This is a genomic window from Francisella opportunistica (assembly GCF_003347135.1).
Taxonomy (GTDB): Bacteria; Pseudomonadota; Gammaproteobacteria; order Francisellales; family Francisellaceae; genus Francisella; species Francisella opportunistica.
Map to the genome: position 1 here is coordinate 188,607 of NZ_CP022377.1, position 13,193 is coordinate 201,799.

Below are 13,193 nucleotides of genomic sequence, written 5' to 3' on the forward strand. Positions count from 1 at the left end.
AATACTCTTATGGACAAGAATATGGATGTGTGTTGAAAAGGCAAAGTCTACTATGTTGTAGAATAAATCTCCTAATTTTTCCTAGCATTATTTAAATTAATTTTTTCAAGAAGATCTTTTTCATCAAACTCTTTTTTATCGACTTTGATATAAATAGCATTTTCCTCTAAACAGATTGTTGATTCATATATACCTTTTTGCTTGTTGAGTATTTGATTTAGCTTTTCTTCTAACTCAGGCATTAGTTTATCTAACTTATAAACTTTTGAATTTAAATAAGTTGGCTCGGCCATTATCAAGCTTATTATAAACCAAGATGCTGATATCACTGTGCAGAATATAAGCACACCGGCAATACCAAAGTGATGATAAGCAATACCACCAATCATACCACCGATAAAAATACCAAAAAATTGGCAGCTAGAGAATACTCCCATGGCTGTACCTTTACTACCAATTGGAGCTATTTTTGATACCCATGAAGGCAAACAAGATTCTAGAAATGTAAACGCAGCAAAGAAAAATGTCAGGATGGCTGCTAGTAAGAACGTATGTTTGTAGCTAACTACTAAAAATGCTAGACATATCCCTAGTAGTGCTACAGCAATAACAAAAAACTTTTTCATTTTGTGTTGTACTTCGGCAATCATTACAAAAGGGAACATTATGCTAAATGAGATAATTAAAACTGGCAAATAAACTAACCACTGATAGTCAGCAGCTATGTTAAGAATATTTGTCAGAATTGGTGGAATTACTATAAACAGTGCTGTCAGGGTGGCATGAAGAGTGAATATGCCATAGTTAAGTTTAAGTAGTTCCTTGTGAGAAATTACATCTTTGATAAGCCTAAAAACTGGTTTTGCTTCATGGTGGAAGCTTGGTGCTTTTGGTGTAGGGATTTTTGTAAGCATAAAAATACTTATTGCACCAAATACTGCAGTAAGCCAAAAAATTCCTGATAGCCCTATAAGGCTATTTAGTATAGAGCTAAACATCATTGCTACTAAAAAAGAAAAACCAATCGACATACCTATTAAAGACATCGCTTTGAGGCGGTTTTCTTCTTTAGTTGAGTCAGCCACTAGAGCAGTTAAGGTACTACCTATAGCGCCAGCTCCTTGGATTGCGCGACCAATAATTATGCCATATATAGTAGTTGAGCAGGCAGCAACTATACTACCAATTATGAAAAGTATTAATCCTACAAATATAATTGGTTTGCGTCCAAATTTATCTGATAAGATACTTAGTACAATTTGTAGCATAGCTTGGCTTAGTCCGTATACCCCAAGTGCTAGGCCTATTAAAAATGGCGTGGCATACCCTAGATGATTGATATATAAACTAAAAATAGGAAAGATTATAAATAGACCAATCATTCTAAAACTATATATTAGCGATATATTTATTGTTGTTTTAAGTTCGTTGTTGTACATTATTTAGATTGTTTTTAACAAGGTATCCATGAGTATAATCAATACAATTTTATAATTAAACATAAATTCCTACGAGGATATTTTTTTTTTTAGGTATGTTATATATAATGTACTAGTTTAGTGAAATGTATGTTTAGATATAAACGTTATATTTTAATTGTAAATTAAAAGGGAATGTATTCACAATGAACTGGAAAAAATACTTGATAATATTGTCTAGTGTAATCGGAGTTTTGTCTTTATCTGGTTGTAAGGGCGGCATTTGGAATCCGATGGGTGTTATTACAGCACAAGAAAAACAATTGCTTATCTTTGCAATTGTTCTTATGCTTTTTGTAGTTGTGCCGGTTATAATCTTGACGCTTTGGTTTGCTTGGAAGTATCGTGATGGTGCTAATGCGGAGTATCGTCCGACTTGGAGCCATAGTAATAAATTAGAAATAATTTGTTGGGGTGTGCCATTTATAATAATTCTGATACTAGCAATTGTTACATGGAAAACTACACACTCGTTAAGCCCGTATAAGCCTTTAGAGTCTGACAAAAAGCCTGTTGAGATAGATGTGGTGGCGCTAAATTGGAAGTGGATGTTTATTTATCCAGAATATGACATTGCTACAGTTAACTATATTGAGATTCCTAAAGACCATCCGATCAACTTTAAGATAACTTCAGCAGCACCGATGAACTCATTCTTTATACCAGAGTTAGCAGGACAGATTTATGCAATGACTGGTATGACCACACAATTGCACTTGATAGCAACTCATGAAGGTAAGTATAGAGGTTTCTCGGCAAACTATACTGGTATAGGTTTTGCTGAGATGCAATTCTATGCAAAAGTTACAAGTCAGGCTGTTTTTGATAAATGGGTTAAAGAAGTTAAAAATGGTAAACATCAGTCTTTAACATGGGATTACTTCTGGAGCGATCTTGTCAAAGATTCTATAAATAATCCAGTAGCATACTATTCTCATGTTGATAAAAACTTATTTAACGATATTGTTATGTACTACATGATGCCAAATTATAAGCCAGGAGATATGGCGGATAATATGTCTGGTATGGGTATGCATACACATCACAGTATGTAGTGTGAATAATAAGTAGTAGTTTTAAATAGGAGACAAATATGCTAGAAGCATTAATTGGAAAACTAAGTAATCCACATTTAGTGTTTCCATACCTGTATGAGCCGGTAAGCCAACAATTAATCATATTGTCGATGTTTATTGGTATTGTAGTTGCAGGTGTGGCACTATTAGGCGGTATTACATATTTTAGAAAATGGGGTTACTTATGGAGCGAGTGGTTTACTACTATCGATCATAAGAAAATAGGTACAATGTATACTATAGTTGCGTTGGTTATGATGTTTCGTGGCTTTGTTGATGCTGCGATGATGAGAACGCAACAAGCATTAGCAGCTGGCGATAGTACTGGGTATCTAATCCCTGAACATTTTGATCAAATTTTTACTGCCCATGGTGTGATTATGATTTTCTTTGTGGCGATGCCACTGATATTTGCACTAATGAACTGGGTAATTCCTCTACAAATCGGCGCTAGAGATGTTGCATTTCCTTATATGAATTCTTTGAGTTTTTGGCTGTTTGTTGTCGGCGCGATGTTGATAAACATCTCATTATTAGTTGGTGATTTTGCACATGCTGGATGGTTAGCTTATCCGCCATTCTCTGAAATGACCTATAGCCCTACAGTCGGTACAGACTACTACATATGGGGCCTGCAAATATCAGGTATTGGTTCGCTAATGACTGGTATTAACTTCTTTGTAACTATTATCAAAATGCGTTGTAAGGGTATGACTCTTATGAAGATGCCTATCTTTACTTGGGCGTCTTTATGTTCGGTTGTTCTTGTGATTGCTGCTTTCCCAGTTTTAACTGTGACTTTAGGTTTATTAACTTTAGATAGATACTTTGGTACTCACTTCTTCACTGTTTCAGGTGGTGGCGACCAAATGATGTATGTTAACTTAATCTGGATTTGGGGGCATCCTGAGGTTTATATTCTTGTATTACCTATGTTTGGAGTTTTTTCAGAAGTTGCTGCAACGTTCTCTAAAAAACCACTATTTGGTTATACAACAATGGTTTGGGCAAGTATAGTTATTACTATATTGTCATTTACTGTATGGTTACACCACTTCTTTACAATGGGAGCAAGTGCAAATGTTAATGCCTTCTTTGGAATTATGACAATGATTATTGCAATTCCTACAGGTGTTAAGATTTTCAACTGGTTGTTTACAATGTATAAAGGGCGTATTACATTTGCAACACCTATGATGTGGTTAATAGGCTTTATGATAGTTTTCTCAGTTGGCGGTATGACAGGGGTATTATTATCTGTACCGGGTGTTGACTTCCAAATGCATAATAGTGTGTTCTTAATCGCACACTTCCATAATGTAATTATTGGTGGTGTTGTATTTGGTGCGTTTGCGGGTCTTACTTTCTGGTTCCCGAAAATATTTGGTTTCAAATTAAATGAACGCTTAGGTAAATGCGCTTTCTGGTGCTGGTTAGTGGGCTTCTTTGTGGCGTTCATGCCTTTATATATCTTAGGTACTATGGGTATGACAAGAAGATTGTACCATTATGATGCATCTACAGGCTATCAATCATTACTTATAGTTGCATGGGTAGGTGCTTTAATTATTGGTTTAGGTATTTTCTTCCAAGTGTTACAAATCATTGTAAGTATCAAACAAAGGGATCAAAATCGCGTTGGTGCTGATGCTTGGGGTTATGGGCGTACTTTAGAGTGGGGTATCCCTTCACCAGTTCCTTTCTATAATTTCACCCATGATCCAGTAGTTGAAGAGCGTGATGCATACTGGGATCACAAACAAAAAGGTCTAAATATAGATAATATTCCTGTAGCCACTGCAAAAAAATATGAAGATATTCATATGCCAAAAAATACAGCTGTAGGTGTTATCATTGGAGCATTTAGTTTTGTGTTTGGTTTTGCTGCTGTTTGGCATATTTGGTGGCTTGTTGTTGTAGGAGTTGTTGGTATTATTGGTACTATATTGTATAGATCATTTGATTATGATATTGACTACTATGTCAAGGCTGATGAAGTTAAAGAAGTTGAGGGTAGATATAATCAACAAGGAGAGTTACAAGTATGAGTACAGTAACTGCAGAACATAATCATCAACACGAACATCATTTTGATGGTTCAAAGAATGTTTTTGGTTTTTGGATATATATTATGAGTGACTGTGTGCTTTTTGCGACATTATTTGCAGTATTTGCAGTATTTCATAAGCACACTTTTGGTGGTCCTGGTGCACAGGAGCTATTTAGCTTACCGTATGTATTTGTTGAAACAATGCTACTACTAATAAGTAGTTTTACATTTGGTTTAGCTATGTTAAACCGTAACTCTGAGAATATTAATCATGTGATTAAGTATTTATGGATTACTTTCTTTTTAGGTCTAGGGTTCATATTAATGGAAGTGCATGAGTTTTATGAGTTAGCTATCGAAGGTCATACTTGGTCTTCAAGTGCATTCTTATCATCATTTTTTACATTGGTAGGAACTCATGGTTTACATGTTAGTATGGGTCTTATCTGGATTGTGAGTATGATATTCCAGCTTAAGAAGTATGGCATGAATCCTATGGCTAAGACTAAACTTACTTATTTAGGATTATTTTGGCACTTCTTAGATATCGTATGGATATTTGTATTCTCAATAGTTTACTTATTAGGGGCGGTGTAATATGGCTAAAGAACACTTATATGATCATGATACAGGTGCTGCATACGGTACTCATAAAAGCTATATACAAGGTTTTGTGTTATCTGTTGTTATTACTACAATAGCTTTTGCTTTAGTTGGTTTTAAGCTTTTATCGCCAGTTGCTCTGTGTGTGGCTGTGGCAGTACTAGCAGTAGGACAGCTTTTTGTACAATTAGTGTTTTTCTTGCATTTAAGTACAGATTCAAAAGCACGCTGGAACCTAGTAAGCGCAGTGTTTGCAATTATTATAGTTCTAATTGTAGTTGCTGGTTCTATATGGATCATGTTTGACTTATACAACATGATGATGTAATTTTCTTTTTTTAAAATATTTTTCTTGCTATGTATTTCAAAAGATATCTTCAATTGGCTAAGCCAGGTATTATTTTTGGTAACCTTATTACTCTTACCGGTGGTTTTTTGTTAGCTACACATCGAGAAATAGGTTTTGAATATCTGCCTTTGTTTGTCTATGTAATAATAGGTGTTGCATTAATGATTGCAGCAGGTTGTGTCTTTAACAATATTTATGATAAGGATATTGATAGTAGTATGGCACGCACGCAAAAGCGCCCTTTGGTTACCGGAGATATCTCTATAATTCAGGCAACGATATATGGTTCTATATTGCTTATATTGAGCTGTTTAGTTTTATATTACTTAGTTAACTTATTGACACTATGGATTATAATCATAGGTTTTATAGTTTATGTTGGCGTTTATACAGTTTCAAAACGCTTAACTATACATGCTATAGTATTAGGCGGTATCTCTGGGGCTATTCCTCCAGTAGCTGGTTATACAGCCGTGATTAATACATTGGACTACAATGCTTTAGCTTTATTTTTAATCCTATTTTTTTGGCAGATACCACATTCTTATGCTATAGCAATGCTATATATGGATGATTATAGTAAAGTTAAGTTACCGATGCTTCCACTAGTCAAAGGTATAGCGTACACTAAAAAAAATATGCTATTTTACTTGGTTTTGTTTGTAATCGCATGTAGCTTGCCAACACTGCTTGGTAGCGCAGATTTAATATCGTTTATTGTATGTATGCTTGTGGCATTATTTTGGTTATATAAATCTATACAATCTTATAGGAAAGATACAGACAGAGTATTTGCCAAAACTGTATTTAAAATTTCGATAATTGTTATTACAGTTATTTGCCTGACTATGGGCTAGTTGATAACAAAAAACCATTGAGTAATTAGAATTAAGCTTAATAGCTATATTTATATAGCTAATCCGAGATACATTTGTCATTCTAAGACTTGATAGTAGAATATAGTTTATTCAAAGCATAAACATAATTCAATTAGATCCTATGGGTCAAGCCACGGGGTGACAAAACACGCAAGCGTATATTAAAGTTCTATGTTTAGGCTTTTAGCAATAGCTTTGAGTTTTTTCATTGTTTCTGGGAGCTTTCTAACCGCAATCCATTGTTTAGCAAGTTCACTGTCTTTGTAAGCAGGGTAGCCCATATGGCTTTCACCAGCAGGAACATCCCACATAACTCCGGCTTTACCACCAATACGCGCGCCATTTCCAATATTTGTATGATCTTTGATGCCGGCATTACCAGCGATTATAACGCCATCACCGATTGTTACTGAACCACTAATACCAGCTTGACCACAAATCATACAACCTTTACCGATGGTTACATTGTGGCCTATCTGAACAAGATTATCAATTTTGGTATAATCGCCAATTATAGTTGAACCGTATTTAGCATTATCAATACAAGTATTTGAACCAATATCAACAAAGCTACCGATAACAACGTTACCAATATGAGGAATTCTAATAATTGTTCTACCATCCTCAGAAGGTCTATAGCCAAAACCATCTGAGCCGATTGAGCAGTTTGAGTATAATCTACAAAAATGTCCTATAATAGTCCTATCGCGGATTGTTACACTTGGCCAAATAATACAGTTAGTACCAATTTTTGCATCGTTGTAGATACATACGTTGGCATAGATAATAGTATTATCTCCGATTTCGACATTTTTACCAATATACGCACCCGGTCCAATAGAGACATTTTTACCAATTTTAGCAGTTGGGTCTATTACAGCTTTTTCATGGATACCGTTTTGTTCTGGGTATGGTACAGAGAAAAGTTCTAATATTTTAGCCATAGCTAAATCAGCATTATTGACTACAATAAGAGGTTTATCATTTACCTGTGCTAATTCATTACTGATTTTTTTACTTACAATAGCAGCAGCTGCTTTTGAGTTTTGCCAGAGTTTAATATGTTCTTGTTTATCAATAAGGGTTAGGTCATTTTCTTTTGCTTGTTCAGCATAATTAAGTCCTGAAATATTAACTTCACCACTTGGCTCATTGATTACTTTTGCATCTAAATGCTGAGATATTTGTTTTAGAGTGTATTGCAAACATTTTCTCCAAAGATTAATTATATCAATTAAGAATATCAGATTAAAAGATATTTTTACAGCAAACTTTGAATTTTAGGCACCGACACCAAAGTCAGTATTATCGACAAGTATTTCAAAGTGAGGATCTTGAAATAGCTGTTTATATTCTTCTAAAAACCAGCTTTTAAGTTCCTCATCAGCTTTGATGGCAGTAGTGTTATTTACATATAGGTTCAAAGTAGTGTGTTTGAAGTATTTCTTAGCAATTTCGATATCTTTTTTGATAATCTCTTTGGTTTGTCCTTTGACACCTATTAATAAACACACAGAGTCAAAAAATTGACTTAATTGTTGTGGTGAATCATGATAGAAACCTTTGTTAAGGAGTTTTTCTCTAAAATCATTATCAAAACTCTCCAAGCCTGTTTTTATAAAGATAGCAGTCTCAAATATATCTTTAATTTTGTGCAGATGGTCTTTGTATATCCAGTGTGCTTCAACAAAAAGCAGCTTGATATTTTTTTGTTTTATTATTTCTTTGATACGCTGTTTGGTTGCTTGTGGAAGTTCAAAAACATTACCAGAATTGATTATTTCTAATGTGCCAAACTCACCAGTAACGTTTGCTAAAACTTCAAAATTTATCGCATTAATCTCATCAATATTTTTAGAATTGTCTAAAATATAGTCACAAAATGTACATTTGCCATAAGCACAAGGACGGCTTTTAAGCAGGACAATTTCTCTTTTGTACTTATACACATTTGTGATTTTACTATAACGATCCATTATCTAATATACTCCTGTGCTTGAATTAGGGCTAGCTCATCTGTGTTTAAATCATGAGTTACCCTAAAAATGCCATCTAAGCACTGTATCACCGCTTTGAGAGTTTCATTTAGGTTTTTACCTTTTAACAGATAACTTAAAAACATTGCTGCTGTAATGTCACCTGAACCACTAACCTTAGATTGAACCTTGTATTTGGGTGATTCAAGGTATGAGAAGTATCCTTTTTGATATATTCCTATACCGGTTTTATCCTTACTAAAAGATACACTAGTTATGATTATTACTTGGTTATGATTGCCTGTTTTGTTGATGAGCTTTTTACAGGCTATTACAATATCATCATAATCTCGTATCTGAAAATTACTTAAAACACTAAGCTCGAATAGATTAGGCGTAATAATATCGGCTAAAGGTAATAAGTGTTCTAAAAAAATATTAGGATGGTCAGCAGAAGCAAAAATATGACCAGTTTCATTTTCATCATATTTGTCCCCAAAGACAGGGTCGCAGCAATATAAACTGTGGTTGTTTACTTTTTTAAGCTCTGCAACTGTATTTGCAATAACCTTAGCAATCTCTAGATTACCAATATATCCAGATAAGATTGCATCTTGTTGCGCTAAAAAACCATTTACTATCATACCATCGATAACATTTTGGATATCTTCGGCACTAAAGAAAGACCCTTTAAAAAAATCATATTGGGTATGGTTTGAGAGCTGTACCGTATATATTGGTGAGACTTCTATCCCAAGCTTTTGCATCGTGAAAACTGCTGCTTTATTGCCGGCATAGCCATAGGCCACATGTGACTGAATAGATAACACTTTAGGGATTTTAAAAGACATTGATAATTATATACCTAAGTTAGTTTGGATGTTTGCAAGTAGATCAACTGATGCTTGCTTATCACCAAGCTTACCTATCTTGATAAATAAGTTAACGGTGTCTTGATTACCTTTAACAAGTCTAATAGCAAAATTGTCTTCGCCAGCTTTATTAAAGAAATTTTTATCTGTAGCATAGGTGCCAGTGATTTCAGCGTATTGACTATTAATGGTATTATTCTTTACGTTATAGATATTGCTGTTATTTAGTGCTAGCAGCGTAGCATTATAAACGCTTTGCAAACTAGTGTTATCAATTTCAGCAGAGAATGTACCATTTACAAATCTGACAATGGAATCACCCGCAGAGTTTAAATCACTAGAAAGACTAGCGTTATTTGAGCAGCTAGCGAGGGTAAATGTAGCTAATACACAAGCAGCTAAAAGTTTAATTTTTTTCATTGTTTTAATTGATTTATAGTGTAATGTTTAGATTTTATAATAGTATTTAGCCTTTGTAAATTAACTATAACAGAGTTAAGCTCTTGAAAAACTAATAACAACCCCTATACTCTACAAAGGTGCTTTGAGATTTTGGAGGAAATCGGTGTCGGTATATAATCACTTTCAAGAATTATTAGAATTTTTAAACAATCGTGTTGTTGGTCAAGAAAACCTTAATAAGCGTCTGTTAATTGCATTATTAGCAGGAGGACATCTACTTGTGGAGGGGGCACCTGGTTTAGCTAAGACAACAGCTATTAAGACATTATCTGAGAGTATAGATTGCTCATATCATAGGGTGCAGTTTACCCCTGATCTTTTACCTGCAGATTTGACAGGTACAGAAATTTATATACCACAACAACAGAGCTTTGAATTTCAGTCAGGGCCATTATTCCACAATTTATTGCTTGCCGATGAGATTAATAGAGCTCCTGCTAAGGTGCAATCTGCTCTTCTTGAAGCAATGGGTGAGAAGCAAATAACAGTTGGCAAGAAAACCTACCCACTATCTAATTTGTTTATGGTGATGGCAACACAAAACCCTATTGAACAAGAAGGAACTTATCCACTTCCTGAAGCGCAACTAGATAGATTTATGCTGTTTGTTAAGATTGAATATCCAGATCCTAAAACAGAGGCAAAAATCTTGGCTATAAGCCGCGGTGAGGCACTAGGACATAAGCTAAAACATCCTAATATTCACCAAGAAACTATCTTTAAAGCACAAAAAGAAGTGCTAAATGTCCAAGTTTCTGGGGCATTGGAGCAATATATTATTCAGCTAATATTAGCAACTAGGGATCCGACAAAATACAACCAAAATTTCAAAAAATGGATTGCATTTGGCTCTAGTCCTAGGGGTACAATAGCTTTGGATAGAGCAGCACGAGCACACGCATGGCTATCAGGTAATGATTATGTCTCTCCTAGTGATGTTCATGCGGTAATTTATGAAGTTCTACGCCATAGGGTACTATTAACTTTTGAAGCTGATGTTGATGGTGTAACTAGCGATGATGTTATTACCGAGTTACTAAAGGCAGTGCCTATCCCGTAGAAGGTTAGCCTAGATGAAAAGTTATAAAGGTGTCAAGCCTAATATCCAAGAGCTTTTAAGCTATCGCTACCAAGCTAAAGCGCTAAAGCTATTTGCCAATCAAAGGGTAAATACCACTAATGCTGGCAATAATATTTCTAAGGCAAAAGGTCGAGGTATGGATTTTGATGAGGTTAGGCATTATCAAGCAGGTGATGATATCCGCCTAATGCATTGGGCTTTGACTGCAAGGCTTGGTAAACCATACACTAAAGTTTATCATGAGGAGCGTGAGCGTAACCTTTATTTTATTTTAGATCAAAATACTACAATGAAATTTGGTACTAAAGAATGCTTTAAGAGTGTTAAGGCGGCAAATATTTTAGCTTTGCTCGGCTTTGGGGCATTAGACGCACATGATAAAGTTGGTGGTATTATTTTTGATGATAAAGGCTATAACTTTTATGTTGCTAAACAAGATAAGTCAGCTTTAATTAAGATGTTTAATTTTGTTGCTAGTAATACCAAGCAATATCAGCTAAATTCAGATAAAAAGCTTGCTGATGCAATAAAGTTTCTGTATGCAAAAATTCGTAGTAATAGTGTTGTGATTGTGATTAGCGATTTTAGTAGTTTTAATCAAGAGGCAAAACAATATCTTAAGCTTTTAAGTGCTAAAAATGCCGTAATCAATATTTTTAGTTATGACCCCATAGAAAAAGAATTACCAGCTTTGGATACTTTTTATTTCAGTGATGGTAAGCGAAGAATTACTCTAGATAGTGCTAGTAAGCAGCAAAGTAGTATTTATAAGGATTTATACCAAAATAGATATACTGCGATAAAAGATTTTTCGCGTAAGAATAAAATTGGCTTTATTGAAGTAGCAACAAATGATGATTTAATTAAAACAATAAATTATGGGATAGCTAGCTATGCAAACTAATAATCTTTTAGCACAATTAAAGGATATTTATTTGCCAGAGAAAGTTTCTCAATGGTGGCCGTTAGCCTATGGGTGGTGGTTATTTTTAGCATCAGTTTTCTTGGCTATTATTGTTAGTTTGGTATTTTTACATTTGCGCAAAAAAACCAAGCACTATAAAGATTCAATAATAAATGATTTTAGAAAAACTATCGAAAATACTTATCAGCAAAATCCTAGAGAAGTTCTACAAGATATTTCGGTATATCTAAAAAGAGTGGCTTTGCAAAAGTTTCCTAATGAACCAGTTAAAACCTTGCATGGTAAGCAATGGCTTGAGTTTTTAGATGCAAAACTTAAGCATCAAAATTTCAAAAATACTAAAGCTAATATGCTTGAGAATAGCTATAAGCCAGTTGAACTAGATAGAGCGGCATTGAATGAAATTATGGCTGTGGCAGAGCAGTGGTTAAGGAGAGTTCTATGATAAATGTAGAATATCCATGGTTTTTAGTTTTGCTTATTTTACCGCTTTTGGCTTATTGGCTATTCCCAAGAGCAAAGCAAGATAAACAGTTAGCTTTGAAAACACCATTTTTTGAACAGCTACACTCTCAAATTGGAAATGCTAGTAAATATAATTTCAACAGGGCAAATTACCTTAAATATCTACTAAGCGTTATTTGGATACTTTTGATTATCTCAGGGTCAGGTATCCAATGGCTAGGTAAACCGATTAGTTTACCTCAAAGTGGTAGAGATTTAATCATGGCGATAGATTTATCTGGAAGTATGGCTATCCAAGATATGAAAAAATCTAATGGACAAATGGAATCAAGATTTGATCTAGTGATGCGTGTTGCTAATCAGTTTCTCGATACACGAAAAGGTGATAGGGTTGGTTTGATACTTTTTGGAACTAGAGCATATCTACAAACCCCATTAACTTTTGATATTGCTACAGTCAAAAAAATGCTTGATGATGCTAGTATTGCCTTACCGGGACCACAGACAGCTATTGGTGATGCTATCGGCTTAGCGGTTAAAAAGCTTAAAAAATATCCTGGTGATTCTAAGGCACTAATTTTGCTAACTGATGGTGAGAATAATTCTGGTACACTACAACCACTACAGGCGGCAGAAATCGCCAAACAGTATCATATAAAAATCTATACTATTGGTTTAGGTGGTGGTCAGATGATTGTTGAGACTACTTTTGGTCAAAGATTGATAAATACTTCTGAGGATCTTGATACAACTGTCTTAGAGAAAATTGCTGCAATGACTGGAGGTAAATACTTTAGGGCACAAAATAGTAGTGATCTTAAGAAAGTATATGAGTCGATAGATAAACTTGAGCCAATAGAATCTGATAAAACTGTTGTTAGACCAGTTACATATTTATATCCATGGAGTCTTGGTCTAGCATTGTTTTTGAGTTTTATTATGGCAACCATATGGTTAAAACGCAGGAGAGGATATTAA

At 34.4% G+C, this 13,193-nt stretch carries 14 protein-coding genes; 9 read left to right on the top strand and 5 right to left on the bottom strand.

The genetic code is table 11. The features are described 5' to 3' along the window. Positions 1-71: 71 nt before the first annotated feature. Positions 72-1,439 carry an MFS transporter gene (locus tag CGC45_RS00875; RefSeq protein WP_071628536.1) on the bottom strand — a complete coding sequence of 456 codons (1,368 nt, stop codon included), beginning with the start codon at positions 1,437-1,439 and terminating at the stop codon, positions 72-74. Positions 1,440-1,624: 185 nt separating this feature from the next. Here CGC45_RS00875 and cyoA point away from each other — a divergent pair, with 185 nt between their 5' ends. Genes cyoA through cyoE form a run of 5 tightly spaced genes read left to right on the top strand, consistent with a single transcriptional unit; the run spans position 1,625 to position 6,413 of the window. Next, positions 1,625-2,533, top strand: coding sequence for a ubiquinol oxidase subunit II (cyoA, locus tag CGC45_RS00880; protein ID WP_071628537.1), 909 nt, complete (start codon positions 1,625-1,627; stop codon positions 2,531-2,533). Between the two features lie 38 nt (positions 2,534-2,571). Beyond that, the gene (gene cyoB, locus CGC45_RS00885; protein WP_071628538.1) at positions 2,572-4,602 is read left to right on the top strand and encodes a cytochrome o ubiquinol oxidase subunit I; all 2,031 of its coding nucleotides are present in this window, start codon (positions 2,572-2,574) and stop codon (positions 4,600-4,602) included. Further along, complete coding sequence (cyoC, locus tag CGC45_RS00890) at positions 4,599-5,201, top strand: cytochrome o ubiquinol oxidase subunit III (protein WP_071628539.1); 603 nt, start codon at positions 4,599-4,601, stop codon at positions 5,199-5,201. The genes cyoB and cyoC overlap by 4 nt, the downstream gene beginning before the upstream one ends. A 1-nt stretch (position 5,202) precedes the next feature. Next, the gene (cyoD, locus tag CGC45_RS00895; RefSeq protein ID WP_071628540.1) at positions 5,203-5,535 is read left to right on the top strand and encodes a cytochrome o ubiquinol oxidase subunit IV; all 333 of its coding nucleotides are present in this window, start codon (positions 5,203-5,205) and stop codon (positions 5,533-5,535) included. A 29-nt stretch (positions 5,536-5,564) separates the two neighbouring features. Continuing rightward, positions 5,565-6,413, top strand: coding sequence for a heme o synthase (gene cyoE, locus CGC45_RS00900; RefSeq protein WP_071628541.1), 849 nt, complete (start codon positions 5,565-5,567; stop codon positions 6,411-6,413). A gap of 182 nt (positions 6,414-6,595) precedes the next feature. Here the strand turns inward: cyoE and lpxD are convergent, their stop codons facing one another. From lpxD to CGC45_RS00920, 4 genes are all read right to left on the bottom strand, one after another. Then, positions 6,596-7,639: a UDP-3-O-(3-hydroxymyristoyl)glucosamine N-acyltransferase gene (gene lpxD, locus CGC45_RS00905; RefSeq protein ID WP_071628542.1), complete on the bottom strand. Its 1,044-nt coding sequence runs from the start codon at positions 7,637-7,639 to the stop codon at positions 6,596-6,598. A 75-nt stretch (positions 7,640-7,714) separates the two neighbouring features. Continuing rightward, positions 7,715-8,410 carry a radical SAM protein gene (locus CGC45_RS00910; protein WP_071628543.1) on the bottom strand — a complete coding sequence of 232 codons (696 nt, stop codon included), beginning with the start codon at positions 8,408-8,410 and terminating at the stop codon, positions 7,715-7,717. Further along, on the bottom strand, positions 8,410-9,261 hold the full coding sequence (gene pdxY / locus CGC45_RS00915) for a pyridoxal kinase (protein ID WP_071628544.1): 852 nt from the start codon (positions 9,259-9,261) through the stop codon (positions 8,410-8,412). Before pdxY ends, CGC45_RS00910 begins: the two co-directional genes overlap by 1 nt. Positions 9,262-9,267: 6 nt before the next feature. Continuing rightward, entirely contained in the window at positions 9,268-9,702 is a 435-nt protein-coding gene (locus CGC45_RS00920) for a DUF3568 family protein (RefSeq protein ID WP_071628545.1), read from the bottom strand. A gap of 145 nt (positions 9,703-9,847) precedes the next feature. Between CGC45_RS00920 and CGC45_RS00925 the strand changes: the two genes are divergently transcribed. Genes CGC45_RS00925 through CGC45_RS00940 form a run of 4 tightly spaced genes read left to right on the top strand, consistent with a single transcriptional unit; the run spans position 9,848 to position 13,193 of the window. Continuing rightward, a complete protein-coding gene (locus CGC45_RS00925; RefSeq protein WP_071628546.1) occupies positions 9,848-10,804 on the top strand; it encodes an AAA family ATPase in 957 nt (318 codons plus the stop codon). Between the two features lie 13 nt (positions 10,805-10,817). Then, complete coding sequence (locus CGC45_RS00930) at positions 10,818-11,729, top strand: DUF58 domain-containing protein (RefSeq protein ID WP_071628547.1); 912 nt, start codon at positions 10,818-10,820, stop codon at positions 11,727-11,729. After that, complete coding sequence (locus tag CGC45_RS00935; protein ID WP_071628548.1) at positions 11,719-12,195, top strand: DUF4381 domain-containing protein; 477 nt, start codon at positions 11,719-11,721, stop codon at positions 12,193-12,195. The genes CGC45_RS00930 and CGC45_RS00935 overlap by 11 nt, the downstream gene beginning before the upstream one ends. Then, positions 12,192-13,193 carry a vWA domain-containing protein gene (locus CGC45_RS00940; protein WP_071628549.1) on the top strand — a complete coding sequence of 334 codons (1,002 nt, stop codon included), beginning with the start codon at positions 12,192-12,194 and terminating at the stop codon, positions 13,191-13,193. Before CGC45_RS00935 ends, CGC45_RS00940 begins: the two co-directional genes overlap by 4 nt.